This is a genomic window from Lysinibacillus sp. NPDC047702, assembly GCF_050272555.1.
Lineage (GTDB): Bacteria > Bacillota > Bacilli > Bacillales_A > Planococcaceae > Lysinibacillus.
Map to the genome: position 1 here is coordinate 13,046 of NZ_JBNNMG010000071.1, position 15,523 is coordinate 28,568.

General features: G+C 37.1%; 14 protein-coding genes. 2 read left to right on the forward strand and 12 right to left on the reverse strand.

What is annotated here, in order from left to right:
* Positions 1-19 precede the first annotated feature (19 nt).
* The 4 genes from ACQKIM_RS23540 to ACQKIM_RS23555 form a co-directional block, all read right to left on the reverse strand.
* Positions 20-1,012 (reverse strand): ABC transporter substrate-binding protein, encoded by a 993-nt coding sequence (locus ACQKIM_RS23540; protein WP_427548636.1) that lies wholly within the window; start codon positions 1,010-1,012, stop codon positions 20-22.
* A gap of 37 nt (positions 1,013-1,049) precedes the next feature.
* Entirely contained in the window at positions 1,050-2,366 is a 1,317-nt protein-coding gene (locus ACQKIM_RS23545; RefSeq protein WP_427548638.1) for an NtaA/DmoA family FMN-dependent monooxygenase, read from the reverse strand.
* Between the two features lie 299 nt (positions 2,367-2,665).
* Complete coding sequence (locus ACQKIM_RS23550) at positions 2,666-3,493, reverse strand: helix-turn-helix domain-containing protein (RefSeq protein ID WP_427548660.1); 828 nt, start codon at positions 3,491-3,493, stop codon at positions 2,666-2,668.
* 396 nt (positions 3,494-3,889) lie between these two features.
* Positions 3,890-4,072 carry an insecticidal delta-endotoxin Cry8Ea1 family protein gene (locus ACQKIM_RS23555; protein WP_427548640.1) on the reverse strand — a complete coding sequence of 61 codons (183 nt, stop codon included), beginning with the start codon at positions 4,070-4,072 and terminating at the stop codon, positions 3,890-3,892.
* A gap of 248 nt (positions 4,073-4,320) precedes the next feature.
* On the opposite strand from ACQKIM_RS23555, the gene ACQKIM_RS23560 reads away from it, so the two are divergent.
* The gene (locus ACQKIM_RS23560; protein ID WP_427548642.1) at positions 4,321-4,548 is read left to right on the forward strand and encodes a hypothetical protein; all 228 of its coding nucleotides are present in this window, start codon (positions 4,321-4,323) and stop codon (positions 4,546-4,548) included.
* A 640-nt stretch (positions 4,549-5,188) separates the two neighbouring features.
* Here ACQKIM_RS23560 and ACQKIM_RS23565 read toward each other — a convergent pair.
* The 6 genes from ACQKIM_RS23565 to ACQKIM_RS23590 all read right to left on the reverse strand — a co-directional run bounded on the left by ACQKIM_RS23565 (position 5,189) and on the right by ACQKIM_RS23590 (position 12,529).
* Positions 5,189-6,949 carry an ABC transporter ATP-binding protein gene (locus ACQKIM_RS23565; RefSeq protein ID WP_427548643.1) on the reverse strand — a complete coding sequence of 587 codons (1,761 nt, stop codon included), beginning with the start codon at positions 6,947-6,949 and terminating at the stop codon, positions 5,189-5,191.
* A 645-nt stretch (positions 6,950-7,594) separates the two neighbouring features.
* Positions 7,595-8,347, reverse strand: coding sequence for an ABC transporter ATP-binding protein (locus ACQKIM_RS23570; RefSeq protein ID WP_427548645.1), 753 nt, complete (start codon positions 8,345-8,347; stop codon positions 7,595-7,597).
* Positions 8,344-9,408: an iron chelate uptake ABC transporter family permease subunit gene (locus tag ACQKIM_RS23575; protein ID WP_427548647.1), complete on the reverse strand. Its 1,065-nt coding sequence runs from the start codon at positions 9,406-9,408 to the stop codon at positions 8,344-8,346. Before ACQKIM_RS23575 ends, ACQKIM_RS23570 begins: the two co-directional genes overlap by 4 nt.
* Positions 9,405-10,421, reverse strand: coding sequence for an ABC transporter permease (locus tag ACQKIM_RS23580; protein ID WP_427548649.1), 1,017 nt, complete (start codon positions 10,419-10,421; stop codon positions 9,405-9,407). The genes ACQKIM_RS23575 and ACQKIM_RS23580 overlap by 4 nt, the downstream gene beginning before the upstream one ends.
* Before the next feature lie 18 nt (positions 10,422-10,439).
* A complete protein-coding gene (locus ACQKIM_RS23585; RefSeq protein WP_427548651.1) occupies positions 10,440-11,471 on the reverse strand; it encodes a siderophore ABC transporter substrate-binding protein in 1,032 nt (343 codons plus the stop codon).
* 380 nt (positions 11,472-11,851) lie between these two features.
* Positions 11,852-12,529, reverse strand: a complete 678-nt coding sequence (locus tag ACQKIM_RS23590; protein WP_427548652.1) for a response regulator transcription factor — start codon at positions 12,527-12,529, stop codon at positions 11,852-11,854.
* 640 nt (positions 12,530-13,169) lie between these two features.
* Here ACQKIM_RS23590 and ACQKIM_RS23595 point away from each other — a divergent pair.
* A complete protein-coding gene (locus ACQKIM_RS23595) occupies positions 13,170-13,529 on the forward strand; it encodes a helix-turn-helix domain-containing protein (RefSeq protein ID WP_427548653.1) in 360 nt (119 codons plus the stop codon).
* A gap of 310 nt (positions 13,530-13,839) precedes the next feature.
* Here ACQKIM_RS23595 and ACQKIM_RS23600 read toward each other — a convergent pair whose 3' ends face one another.
* Positions 13,840-14,847 carry a DUF4179 domain-containing protein gene (locus ACQKIM_RS23600; RefSeq protein ID WP_427548654.1) on the reverse strand — a complete coding sequence of 336 codons (1,008 nt, stop codon included), beginning with the start codon at positions 14,845-14,847 and terminating at the stop codon, positions 13,840-13,842.
* The gene (locus ACQKIM_RS23605; RefSeq protein WP_427548656.1) at positions 14,825-15,367 is read right to left on the reverse strand and encodes a sigma-70 family RNA polymerase sigma factor; all 543 of its coding nucleotides are present in this window, start codon (positions 15,365-15,367) and stop codon (positions 14,825-14,827) included. Before ACQKIM_RS23605 ends, ACQKIM_RS23600 begins: the two co-directional genes overlap by 23 nt.
* Between the last annotated feature and the right edge of the window lie 156 nt (positions 15,368-15,523).

A 15,523-nucleotide genomic window follows, 5' to 3' on the forward strand; every position in this document is an offset into this window, starting at 1 on the left:
TCCTCCCTGCTCCATTCCATTACTTGTTCAGATGTTTTTGCACACTTTCTAAAAACATGATTCGACTATAAACAGGGCCTCCTTCCATAAGCGGATCAACCACGTTGACATATACGTGATCGTGTTTAAAGGCATTAATATTTTGGATAATTGGATTCTTCTTCAAGTCTTCGAATGCATTTTCTGCATCTTTGTTATCACTCGTAGAGAATTGCACAAACAAATAGTCTGGGTTCATTTCTGCCAGTTGCTCGACAGAGATTGCATCTTGCAATTTCGCCATGCCTATCTGTTCTGGCATTTCTAAACCAATGTCATCGTACAAAAATGGGTTAAAGTCTACATTTTTCGCAAAAATGTAAGCTTGCCCTCCCCGAATACGAACAGCGGCTACTTTTTTACCTTGAAGCTTTTCTTTTAACGATGCTTTTACTGCTTGTGTATCTGTTTTATATTGGGATAGAATTTTTTCTGCCTCTGCTTGTTTTCCAGTTAATTCAGCCATTAACTTCAAGTTGTCTTCCCAGTTTGTAGAAACGTGCGACACCAAAATAGTGGGAGCGATTTTTTGCAATTTCTCCTCAACCTCTTTTGGAAACTTAGCTGAACCCAAAATAACGTCTGGCTTCAATTGCAATATCTTCTCCAAGTTAGGTTGTCTTTTTTCACCAATTGGTTCCGCCTTGTCTGTTACTGAAGCAAACATTTCTGGAAACTTTCCGCCTACCGATATTGCCCCTATTGGATGAACGTCAAGCATTACCGCATCTTCCATCGCTTCCATAGCCCCAATCACAATTTTTTCTGTGTTTTGTGGGATGGAATACTTTTCGCCGAGATACTCGATCGTTCTTGTTTCGTTTGTTCCTGTATTGTTCACTTGATATTGCGCTGATTCTCCGTTACTGTCGGAGGTTGAATTTAATTTGCTCTGTTTGTCTACTCCTCCACATGCAGCCAAAATAATCATGCATGATGCTATCAAACCAACTAGTATAAACTTTTTATTCATCTTTTTTCTAAACCCCTCTCAAAAAAGTATTCCTAAATTAATGATCAGTAGTATTAATTCCTAAATGATCGCGCAAAGTGACACCCGTATATTCACTTCTGAACAAACCTCTTGCAACTAACTGCGGCATCAACTTTTCAAAAAATATTTCCAAAGATTTTTCTGAACCACCCGGAATAGCTATAAATCCGTCAATGGCTCCAGCCTCAAATCTCTCAATTATATCGTTTAATACGTCCTCAATCGTTCCAACTGAAACCCAATGAGCAGATCCGACAACCTCTGGTCTTGCCAATATCTCTTCCACTGTAGGCTGATGATTTGTAATATATCGCCGCAACAGCTCAGCGTGTGTTCGGCTACGGACTGGCTGATTCGGATCGGGAAGCATATCGGAAGTTACGTGACTATCCAAGGCTAAGCTACTCAGATCAAGACCCAGTACTGATTTAAGCGATGCATGTCTGCGCTCTATAGTCAAATGTGCATGTGCAGCCTTATGTAATTCATAGGCTTCCTCGCGGGTTTCGGCCAAGAAAAAATATAAGCCTGGCAAAACTCTTATGTTGTCTGGATCGCGCCCAAACTCCGTAGTTCTTCGTCTCAGATCATTTCGCAATTCCACCCCTGATTCAAGGTCTGGCATCGCTGCAAAAATAGCATCTGCTATTGAAGAGGCAAAATTTCGTCCTGTACTCGACGCACCTGCTTGAAATAAAGGAATTGGTCCTGATTTATGGGCAGGCAAAGTAAGAGGCCCCTTAACACTAAAAAACTCACCCGAATGATTAATTGGGGAAACCTTATCCTTATCAGAAAACATACCTGTCTCACGATCAATAATAATGGCTTCATCCGGGAAACTTTCCCAAAGTTTTCCTACAACCTCAGTAAATTCAATTGCTTTCGCATATCTCTCTTGGGAAGAAGGCATAGGTGACTCACCGAAATTTTCGGCACCTTCAATAGAAGTGACAATATTCCAACCAGCCCGTCCATTACTCAGCCAATGCAAAGACTGAAGCTGTCTAGCAACAACATACGGTGGATTAAAAGTCGTAGAAATAGTCGTTACTAGCCCGATCCGCTCGGTTTCACGAGCAATCGCTGCAAATATAATAGTAGGGTCGGGGCTACCAAAATTAGCGGAATCACCAAGCATCTGTGGACTAACAAAAAGATAATCGGCTCTGAACAGAAAGTCGAGCTTTGACTTCTCTGCCATTTTTGCCAAATCAATGTAAGGGTCAATTGAACCCATTTTTTCCACATCGCTATCTAGGCGCCGCCAGTCGTCTCCTTTAAGCCAAGTAGATAAGACTAACCCAATACACAATTGTCTATTTATAGTCAAAATTATCAATCCTTCCTAAATAGTAAAAATAGTTTTCGCCCACGAAATACTCTGATCAGATGTTGTCTTTAGAAGGCATTAGTTAATAATGATTCTCATTATCATCTATAGTGTAGCAAGGTCTGCAACAGATGCAAATACACAAATCACAAATACTATATGCATTATTATCTAATTCAGGTTTGCTGAATGATGATTTAAACGAATGGTAGGGCTAGAAGGGAAAGAACGAGGCAAAAGGGAAAAAGCCTGCATTCTCGGTTATCACCAGTTGCAGGCGCAATACATAAATCAGTAACTCAATTTATACGATTATCTAATTTATGTGTATATGTGGAGGGAGAAACACCAAATTTTTTTTTAAAAACTCTACTGAAATATAGCGGATTGGTATAACCGACACTGGTAGCAATATCGTGGATGGGAAAATTACTTACTTTAAGTAAATCAATTGCTCTTTCCATACGATAATTGATAAGATAGTTGATTGGACGAAGCCCAGTATATTTGTGAAAGTAATATGAGAAGCGCTTTGTACTCATTGCATGCAGTTCCGCCAATTCGTCAAGTGTCAACGGATTCATGTAGTGTCTATGTATGTAAGCAATAGCCTCCTCTATTACCCTTTCGCTTGGGGAACTTCCACTTTCTCGATGCTTGCACCCCACTAAAACTTGATGCATGACACTTAAAAATAATTCCTTGACACGAAGCCTCTCAATACCTCTCAGTGTATTGGTATTCTGATGAAGTAAGATAAGTAATTCTAGAACTCTCGGATTTGTTCCCACTTCCAGTTTGAAATGCAAGTTGCATTCATGACCGCTTACTTCGTCAAACTTGTCAAATCTATAAAACAGTAAATAGTACTCGTACTCTGATTGACCTCTAACTTGTGCTTCCAGTTGCATACCTGGAGCCACATGAAATACTGATCCTGGATATGATTCATAGAGAGTTCCGTTCACACGCATTCTAGCCTCTCCACGAATTACAAAAAGAAATCCATGCCGGACGGTCCTAAATTCACTTAAAATACTTTTTGGCTGGATGACCAAACGGTGGACACCTTCTATATCATAGAAACCTCTAGCAAATATCTCGGCTAATTTATCCAAATCTATTATGATTAATGCACCTTCTCTCTATACAAACATTGCACATTTTTGGGCTACTTTCATTAATGTCAAACAAATAGCTTGCGCCAATAAAAAATATGATCTGATGTTGCCACAAACAGATTATTAATTAATAATAATTCTCATTATCGAAATATAGTGTAGCAAGATCTGCAACCAATGCAAATACACAAATCACAAATACTATATGCATTATTATCTAATCTAGGTTTGCTGTATGATGATTTAGCCGATATGGATAGGGCTCGATAGCATTTATTGTCATTTCTCTTCTAAAGTAATTATATCTAATGTAATCTTTTGCACTTTATTTTTAATTGATCTAAACCATTTTGATACCACTTCACATAATAACCGAAATATTCCTTTATAGATTCCTGTTCTCTATAAAACAGAATTAATCTCTTGTTGTGTCATTTCCCACTGTATACCATATATTTCAGCATCGCTTAACAAAATTAAATGCTTATTTGCTGTTTGAGCATAAACATTGGCTAGCAGTACTTCGAATCCTGGAGAATGTATAAGCAGTATCGTAAATGTAATGAACGGTACGACTTTTTGCATACAGTTGATAAAGTATCTGTTACTACGTCTGCTTTCATTTCCTTAATATAAGTTTCTTCGCACTTGTTGTACCGTCTATAGTCTCCATTTGAGAGATAACTCTTCTATTCCAATTGAATGATTCAATTGCATGTTGTTGAAATACTATTATGTCAATGAAATCAAGGTGATAAATAAAAAAGTATAGCCCTTTTTCAAAACGAGAGGTTGATCTCCGTTCCGACTGAGCGCTTTCCTGGGGGCGTCCGATGAGCCGCTTCACTCGCTTTGCTCGCTCCAGGGTCTCATCTGTGACGCTGAATCCCCGAGGAGTCACTCAGTCTACACTCCAATCAACCATTGCTCATAGTATTTTCTTTTGGCATTTCACACAAATTTATAGTGATAAATTTGAAGTCTTAGCCATCACTATATTGTGCAAAAATGGAGCTTTGATAACATTTTTCTATGCGAAAACAGAGCAGTACTTTATGTAAAGTTACAAAGTAGTTTTACGCATAAAATGTAGGTTAACAGCTATAGGATTTGTACCAATATTCTATCCATTTAATGTTGGTGAGTAACATGCTTTTACTTTACTTTTGAGGGAAGAATATATTTAAAGTTCTACACTATTGCTGATTGGAGAGCAAGGCCACTCGACTCCCGTGGGATAGCGAGACAGACGAGAAACTGAGGCCAACACGATGTTGGTCACGAAGGCGTTGTCACAGGACGTGACGCATTTAGTCTTCGTTCCTCAACGCAGGAAGCGGCTCGTCGCTCGCCCACAGGAAGCCTTGCTCTGCGCGAAAGCGAAGCGTCAGCGGCAAAGCGAGTAGCCTGGAACGGAAATTACCTTCATTTGACTTAGTAGTGTTCACAAAGAGTCCCTTGACCATTTAGTTTTTCAACACTATGCAATTGAATGATTCAATTGTTTTTCTTTTACAATGGATACTAAAGAGATAAGGTACATTTTACCGTTTATAGGGCTTTTTTAGCTGCTCTTTGACAACTAGACAGCAAAAAGCTCAATGTTTATTTGTTTCAAAATTTATTACAAATTGGTTAAGGTGCTGTAAAAATTACACTACCAAACGTTTGAACCTTTAACTACTCCAAATAATTTGGGGCTCAGTCCCTTCTTTCTCCCATTTTAACTGCATGATGTTCGTCTTTTCCCGTGGCATGCAAGTGTGCATAAATTCCACCGAGGCTGACTAATTCATCATGAGTACCGATTTCGGCAATCCCGGTTCCATCAAGTACCACAATCTTATCGGCAGAGCGAATTGTGGACAAACGGTGGGCAATCACCAATGTCGTCCTCTCCTTTGCGATCTCATCTAGCGCTTCCTGAATCTCTTGCTCCGTCTTCGTATCCAGAGAGGAGGTCGCTTCATCCAAAATCAAAATGGGGGCATTGCGCAGTATCGCTCTGGCAATCGATAGACGTTGTTTTTGTCCTCCCGACAGACGGACGCCACGCTCACCGATAATTGTGTCATACCCATCGTCCATCTGTTCAATAAAACTATGGGCATTCGCTGCTTTCGCTGCCTCCAACACTTGTTCAGTCGTCGCATCTTTCCAACCATATGCAATATTGTCATATACCGTACCATCAAACAAAAAAGTATCCTGCAGTACCATCGAGATATTGCTTCGCAGGCTTTCCAACGTTACATCACGAAGAGCAATGCCATCAATTTCAATCGAACCTTCTTGTGGATCATAAAATCGGTTGATTAAGCTAGCCAGCGTCGATTTACCCACACCCGTTGTACCAACTAAAGCAATGGTCTGCCCAGGAGCAATCGTTAAATTAACGTTTTCTATAATAGGTATCTCATCCTTATAAGCAAAAGATATATTCTGAAATTCAATTTTCCCTGTTACACGAGGTAGAACAATAGCATCTTTCTTTTCTTGAATATCCGATTGTTGATCCAAAATCTCAAATACCCGTTTGCACCCTGCGCTTGCTTGACCCGCTTTTTCTACCAATGCTGAAAACGTTTTGACAGGGGTATAAAACAGCCCTAAGTAAGCTATAAAACCGATGATATCTGCAATGCTGATTTCCCCAGTTTCTACCAATCTACCGCCTACAATAATGACTAGGACGGTCCCAAGTGCTGTTACAAAGGCAAGCAAAGGATACGAAGTCTCATAGAGAAACCGTGCTTTTAAATACGTTTTCGCTTGTTTTAATGATAACTGTGATATCCTACGCTGTTCTAAATGTTGCCGATTGAAAATCTGGATTTCTTTAATCCCAGACAAGTTTTCCTGCACTTTGCTCGATATTTCTCCACGTGCCTTGGCATTCTCGCTCCACATCGGCGATAGGCGTTTACTTTGCCAAATCGTAATTGCCATAAGAAGAGGAATGGTGATCAGGCTCAGTAAAGCCAACTTGACATTGATGGTTAGTAGCAAAATCCCCACGCCGATAAAGGTCAATACGTTAATCACAAACTCGGGAATGACATACGCCAAAAAGATCTCCGCCTCCATCGCGTCATTCACTACTCGACCAGTCAAATCACCAGTTCGGCTTTTATTGAAATAACGTAAACTCATTCGCTGAAGCTTTCCGTAAAGTTTGGTCCTCAAATCTGATACATAGTGCATACCCGCATAATGATTCAAATAGCCAGCCGCTGAAGTGCCGATCGCTTGTAAGGCGGTTGCTCCAAGCAAGGCAAGACCGACATATAGTGCCTCAGTAGCGAAATTCTCGCTTCCCTCCGTCGCAAGACTGGTCAGTTCCCTTAACGCCCATGGCAAGTAAAATCCGGATATTGTAGCTACGACCACACCCAGAAGCCCCAAACTTAGCTGTAACCAGTATCGTTTAGCACTATACAAAATACGCCAAGCAATCTTCATGTCGCAAACACCCCTTCTTATCATTTGGTAATACCTTTTTAAATTTACGAATTAAATTAAATTCAACTCACCAAGAAAGCCGCCCCAAAGACATTAAAAAACGACTTACCTATCATAGGTGAGTCGTCTGATATTTTCACGTTCCCGAAATATGAGGGGGGTTTCAGGTTTCGTAATCATGAACTAGCAAACTTCTGGAGAAAAGTAGCTAAAGTTCATCCTCTCTACACTGTATTGTAGTCAAGGAATACTTCATATGATAATGATAATCATTTTCATTTAAAATGTCAACAAATAATCAAATAATTTGTTCATCTTTTTTCATTATCAATACGAACAAATATAATCTTTATAAGGTGTAGATCAACAGTAGTGATCTACACTCTTAAATAATCGTCACCCCAACAAATACAAGTAAGATTACTTGCCCCTCCACTGTTTCCATTGTTGGATAAAAACCAATGAGAGTATCATCTATAATTTTGTTGAAACTGTATCTTTTAATTGTAGTGTACGCAGACTACACCCACATTTCATCTAGAGTAGCTGTTATAATCTGCGCAAGCTACTGTAGATAATTCGTTTTTCTAACAGTTTTTAGTGTAATACTTATTTTTTTGGGAGATACATCTTTAAATTTTGTTACTAATACACAGCGATTGGCCCATAAGGACCTTCGATAATTTCTATTTTTGTTTCAAAAATATCTGTCAAAATTTTTGAGTCCATAACCTCTTCTACTGTTCCAAAAGCTGCAATTTGTCCATCTTTCATAGCACAAATTCTATCTGAATATTTGGCTGCAAAATTTATATCATGCATAACAGTAAGAATTGTTCTTCCAAATTCATTAGCCGCACGTCTCAAATGCTCCATCATTTGAACAGAACGAGCAACATCAAGGTTGTTTAGAGGCTCGTCCAAAAGTACATATTCAGTCTCTTGACACAAAACCATCGCTACATATGCCCTTTGTCTTTGACCACCAGAAAGTTCATCTAAATATCTATTCTCTAATTCAGTTAGGTCTAAAAAATCGATATATTTAGAAATAATAACCTCATCCTCTTTAGTTAATCTTCCCTTTGAATAAGGAAAGCGTCCAAATCCAACTAGTTGTCTAATCGTAAGCCTAGTTACAAAATGATTTTCTTGTCGCAATATAGTTAAAATTTTTGCTAAGTCTTTTGATTTGGATTCGGAAATGTCCATATTTGCCACTTGAATTTGTCCTTCCTCCATATCCAAGAGTCTTCCAATCATCAAAAGTGTCGTAGATTTTCCAGCGCCATTTGGTCCAATTAAAGAAGTAAAGCCTGCCTTTGGTATTTCAATATCCAAAGGTCCAATTTTTACCTCATCAGTATAGAACTTTTTAACATTTTCAATTTTTATCATAAAGCCCTCTTCCTTAAAATCACAATTAAGAATATGATTCCACCGAATAATTCAATAATAACTGAAACTACACCTTGAGCATGGAATACATGATACATTAAAAAGTATGCACTCGTTATGATTAAGAAACCGATAGCTAGTGCCATTGGAAAAATATATCTATGATCATAAGTTGATGCCGCTTGATAGCTCAATGTTGCTACTAAAAAGCCATAGAAAGTAAGTGGTCCAATCAAAGCCGTTGAAATGGACATTAAAATGGCAACTAATATAAGCGTATATATTACACTAGGTTGATATTTAACTCCAAAAGTAGTAGCAACATCCTTGCCTAATGACAATATATTCAAATTCTTAGAATGAGCAAGAAGTAATATCGCTACAATAATCACAAGTGGAATAACGATAGGAAAATATGCAGAATCCGCATTATTAACCGAACCAAATAATCTCGCCTGTAAAATATCAAACTCTGAAGGTGCAAGTAGCCTTCTCATGAAAGTTGACACAGAATTTAGCCCAGTCCCTATAATAATCCCAACTAAAAGCATCAATTGTAAATTTCCATATTTACCAGAAAGCAACCATCCATAAAGAATCAAACTCATCAAAACCATAACAACAACCTGAAACAGAAATGATCCAATACCACTAAAATTTATTAATGCACTAGCACCAAAGAAAAATATTGTACTCGTATGAATTGTTGAATAAAGTGATTCGAAGCCTAACAGTGAAGGAGTTATAATTCTATTATTTGTAATCGATTGAAAAGCAACAGTCGACAGGCTCTGACAAACTGCTGCAATTATCATTGCGACAAGCGCTACTATTCGTCTCATTACAACAGGGATAAATGAGGGCGAATCTATTGGAACTGGATTGTTATAAACTAAAAGCCCATATGAAGAAAGGATGCCTAAAGCAATCAATGTTATCAGTATAATCCAATAGCGCCTTTCCTCCTTCTTAGAACGAAAAGCTCTAGCTGATCTATTTTCATTCTGAAGGCTAGCATCGATTTCAACATTATCTTTATTTCTATATTCGAATGTGGTCATCGTAGCCTCCTTGGTTTTCTTTGTCTCAATAAAATAGTTATAAATACGACCGATCCTACTGTTCCAAGTATTAAAGAAACAGGTACTTCAAAAGGCATGATAATTGTACGAGAAATGATGTCACAGGCTGTTATAGTCCCCATTCCTATCAGACATACCCAAGGTAAATTACTCCTAAGATCATCGCCTCTAAACATTGAAACAATATTTGGGACAATTAAACCCAAGAAAGGTAAATTACCAATAACAGCTGCAACAATTCCAACTGCAAAAGAAATAAGGGCTGTCCCCAAAAGAACAATCCTATTGTAATTAACGCCAAGGCTTGTCGCGACATCTTCTCCTAGTCCAGCAAGTGTCAATCTATTTGCATAGATAAAAATAAGCAATGTAACGATAACAATTAGCCATAGATATTCATATCTTCCAACCTGAACTGCCGCAAAAGAACCTACAAACCAAGTTTCAATACTTTGTGTCATTTGAAAAAGTAGTCCCGTAAAAGTGGACACTGCTGAAATAACTGCTCCAAGCATTAATCCAATAATCGGAACAATTAAAGACGACCGAAGTTTAACTCTTCTTAAAAATAAAAAGAAAATCATCGTTCCTATAAAAGAAAAAATGATTGCACCAGTCATTCTTTGAACTAAAGTTGGGGAAGGAAATAATAAATAAACTAGGAGCAGTCCTAATCCTGACCATTCAATAGTCCCCGTTGTAGTAGGCTCAACAAAGCGATTCTGTGTAATCAGTTGCATGACGAGTCCCGCCATCGACATTGCAGCTCCTGTAAGCATTAATGCAGCTGTTCTCGGAACACGAGTTATGAAAAACATCTCCATTCCATCCTCTTGTCCACGTATATCATAAACTCCAGTAAACAGTGATATAATGCCTAAAATAATAACAACTATAATCGTTAATATAAAAGGTTTTGTACATATTTTATTGTGGTTATAAAACTGGGGTTGAGAAAAATTCTCAACCCTAGAAATTATATTTTTTGGCACTATTCATACCCCTCTACACTACTTAGCTAAAGTATTTACAAGATTTTCAAATAACTCTATATAAGTCTGAATTGATTCATTCGTGTAAGTATCTGCTGGTGCATAGATAATCTGTTCTTTAGAAACAGCAGTTGTTTTTTGAAGAGCAGGTGCGTTAGCAATAACATCCTGAGCAGGAGTTGAAGTAGCTGCATCAGAAGTTGCTGCATCACGATCTAATACAAAAAGCCAATCAGGATTGCTTTGTGCAATAGCTTCAACAGAAACTTCATCACCTTTATGATCAGCAGTAGAATCAGCAACTTCTAATGCAGGAACCCAGCCAAAAATTTCATACATTGGACCCCAAACACGTCCAGAATGAGGCGCTGCAAAGCCAATATCTCCGCCAGTGACGATAACACTCATAACTTTATCCGTTCCATTATAAGCAGATTTAGCATTTTCGATAACTTTATCAAAATCTGCTACCAATTGTTTAGCTTCCTCATTTTTATCAAAAATTTGTCCTAAAGCAATTGTAGAATTTTTAAGTCCATTTACTAAGTTTTCTCCAGGCGTTGAAGCTTCCTCAGAAACATCAACATTAAGATCTATAACAACTGCATTTGGCACTAATTTTTTAATATCTTCGTAATAGCCAGCAAATCTTTGACCGATAATTACAAGTTCAGGGTTTGCAGCTGCGATAATTTCAAGATTTGGTTCTCGGTGATTTCCAACATTTTGAACTGACTCGTCCTTTACATATGGTGAATCTGCAGGCATTACATCCTTTGGAGCAGCTGCTAGTTCAATCTCCCAATCAGATAAAGTTTCAAAAGTTCTATTATCCAAAGCAACTACATTTTTTGGATTGACAGGAACAGTAACAGTTCCGTGGGCATCAGTGATTTCTACCATTGTTGGTTTTGCAACCTCTTCACTTCCGTTAGCTTCAGAAGACTTTGTTTCTTCCTTACCTTCATTACTTGAACTTGAGCAAGCTGCTAGCATCAAAGTCAAGACAGCCATAAGGACAACTAATTTTAAAGACATAAATTTTTTCATGCATATACTCCTTATAATGTAATTTATTTTGAAAATGATAAAATCTAATGATTAAATTGGGTATTATTCACTTTCCAACCTAATCGTTATTGATAATCATTTTCATTTGAACGTCCTGTGGAATAGTATAGTCATTAATTATGTGAAAATCTTGTGAAGGGTGTAAATTTATAAATAATGTTACTACAAGAACAAATTAGCTATAGAAAAGTGATAAGGAAAGTATTTTTTGGTCTAGTCTCCTCCATACTTTCCAGAAACTTCGTAGTTATAGATTAATAGCACAAAAAAACGAGCAAAACTGGTTAAAACAGTTTTACTCGTATATTCTCGATTATTTTAATATTGATTACTGTGACAAACTAAACTTTTTCTATTAACTATTCAATCATTGAATAGCCCCTTCCATGTATTGTATGAATATATCTATCTTTTTTCTCGCACTTTAACTTTTTTCTTAGATAACCAATATATAAGTCCACTACATTTGGATTCACTGCTACATCATATCCCCAGACCTGGTTCAATAGCATTTCACGGCTCAATATTCTGTTTTTATTTTTGATTAAAAAAACAAGTAGGTCATACTCTCGCTTAGTAAGCAAGAAATTTTCCCCATTTTTAGTCACAATATTATGGGATGTATCAACGAAGAGATCTTTAAATCGAAAGAAATTTGTTTCGATTGGCTGGATAGCGTCCCCTCTTCTTAAAATGACTTTTATCCTTGCTACTAATTCTTCTTTCACAAAGGGCTTTCGTATATAATCATCTGCTCCTGCTTGTAACCCCGCTATGCAATCCTTGCTAGACACATTGTCGGTCACAATGATTATTGGTGTTGTTTTAACGGCTCGTATTTGTTTGCAAATTTCCGGTCCAGATATACTTAACGAATCCCAATCCAATACGATAATATCCCAATCTTGCTCATACACTATATTCAAACCTTTATTTTCATTGTGAAGTGTTAAAATGAAATAGCCTTCTTTCGTTAGACCACTTACGATTTTCTTTGCTAAAGACCGTTCATTCTTAATTACTAACACCTGCTTCACCCATGGTTCACCTCTACTTCATTACATAAAATAATTTATCACAAAAAAATATCTGATTTATAAATCATAAATTTCTAAAAAACTATTATAACAACTTCTCAGGTTAGACTTGAGCAATTTTACAAGAAATATGTATAAAATACTAAACTTCGGAATTAAACCGAAGAATACTTCAGTTATTTAACCAAAATATCGGCAAAACTGAATTGCTACATAATGCTTATGAAAGTTTAAAAAGAATTGATGTTACTGTACAAACAATGGCATTGAACAACGCATAGAATACATGAAGAATCACTTTAATGAGAAAATCAGCATAAATACTTTAGCTAAGATGGAAAAAAACAACTTCAAATTAGTATACATTATGCAAAAGAAATGCTTGGAGCTGGACTATCTATCCATTAAAGATGGCGTTACTTCAATAAGTTGTGATAGTGAATTTTACTTTAATAGATTGTTGAAAAAAGTAACCATAATGTCAAATGATATATCAAAACAAAATGTTTGAGAATTGGTATTGCTTCATGGTTTAGACTTCAAGATAATCCAGTAGGCATAATGTATAAGAAGGGTAACTATAAGCAGTAGTTGATTGTTAAAACATAAGAAGATAGAACAAGAGGATTATGAGAGAAAGTTGGCTATACAACTAAAGAATTTAACAAAAAGAGTAGGTATGAACATTAGGGCAATAAGAAAGGCTCAAAAACTAACAATCGATGAATTAGCAGAGATGTGCGATTTTCAAGCCCCCTACTTATCAGACGTTGAACGTGGTGAAAGAAATATTACCTTACAAACATTAACGAAAATATTAGACGCTCTACAGGTTGATGCAGCGAGTGTGCTCATACCTGAAACAAGAGCACAAGATGATTCACTGAGCAATAGAAATGAGATTCTAAACCTTTTAATAAATACACTAGAAGATGAAGATGATATTCGTATGTTATTGAATGTATCTAATGAGATCTTTGGTCGATTTAAGGGAATTTAAAAGAAGCTTGGATCAAGAGGGGAATCTCTTCAGAAAAATGTGGATTTATAACGCTAAGAATATACAGGATTTTATTCAAAATGAAGCACACGCCCTATAACCAAAAACTCAGCTGGATCAACGGTTAAAACCAGTTGTATAAAATACTGCATAAACAATGTGCCATAAAAAAGCCATGAACGCAAACAACTTTCATGGCTTTTTAGTACGTTTTCAAACTTTAATTTGGGAACGTTATTTGTATTTATTTGGTATACATTATTAGTTCTTGTTACACCAAAGCACCTGTTAGTGCAATAAGGATAAATAGTTAATTTAATTCAACCGTAATAGGTTCGAAATCAATTCGTTTATTATCACTTTGACTATTACTTACATGAGCGAATGGATAAAACATAATCGATGTTGCCTCGGGATCCAGTCCATGAATTGTTGCATTCCATGTGATATCTTCACTCGAATCCCCATCCTTTGTGCCAGATCCACCATTATACGGCACTTCATATTTATTGCCTAAATTATCAATCGCACTCAACTCAGCCTCAACATACCTCCATCTTTCATGAACAGCAGGATCGATATCTTGTAAGTAATTAATCGTTAAATTAACATCTGTTTTGACTGCATCGATTAGCTCGACCGTTACCCCCTCTTTGTTTACTTGCTCATTAATTACGATCTGTTTTCCTTCTAGTTTGTTTAAAGAAAATTCAAAATGCCAGTCACCTTTCATTACTTTTTCTCCTGAATGAATTGCTTGAGGACTCCACTCTATATTCACTTTGTCTTGCGGGTTATCACGCATGGATACCGTCATCATGCCAACATAGCCAACACCGTTCACATACTCCCCTTCATAGCCTGCGTTCCTTATATTCGTTGGCATATTCTCAAAAGTCGGAAATGAACCTAAATCCTCTTCAGCTCGTAAAACATATGAAAGAGTTACCGTACTCCCATCGTAAAATGCTTGCTCAATAATTATCTCAATCCCATTGCTTTCTTCAACTAAACCAATATCTGTACTGATCTCCTCATATGCTTGATAGTAGTCTTCTTGTGAAATGAAATAGTCGAATGCCTGACCAATAACCGGAATTTGTGTAACAAAGTTAGCAAATGCAGGTGAAACATAAACAGATGAAATTAGACCAATCGATAGAATTCCCACGGCAGCAGTATATTTAACCATTCGTTTAAAAGGGAATTTCCGTTGCTTCTTCTCTTGCTGAAAAGCGTCAGCCAAAATAGCGTCTAATTCTTTAGAAGGAACAGGAATTTCATTCATAGCCTCTTTAAATCGGTTTTGTTCGTTCATCTATGTACACTCCCTTCAATGTCTTTTTAATTTTCGCTAACGCTCTTTTGCCGTTCGATTTCACTGTACCAAGAGGTTCGCCAAGTACCTCTGCTATTTGTTCGAAAGTCAAATCCTCATAATATTTTAAGAGTAGAACCGTTTTATATTTTTCATCTAATCGATAAATAGCATCAAGTAAGTCCATCTTTTCATCAGATGTTGCGATTTCAGTAGAGAGAGATTGAAATTTTAACTCATCAATTAAAATCACTTTCTTTTGTTTTTGAAGTACACCAAGTGATACATTGATACAAATTTTCATCAGCCATGTCGTGAAATACTTTGGCTCTCGTAGCTGATGAATGGACTCAATCGCCAGCAGCACTGTTTGCTGGAAAACATCTAAAGCATCCTCCTCATTCCGAACATAACTATAAGCAGTCCTATAAAGCTTCTCTTTTTCTTGCTTCAGTAAAAATAGCAGTGCTTCCCGGTCCCCTCTGATTGATTGTTTTACTTTCTTTTCGTTAACCGTCATCCTTTTCACCACCCTATCTATTAGAGAGCCGACCATCAAAAAAAGATGCACTTTTCTAATCAGTAGGAGACTAGCCATTAATTGACTAGTCGACCTCTCAGTCGAGTAGCCAATGGGGTTTTCACCCAAAGGCTCTCACAGAACCGTACGTGAACC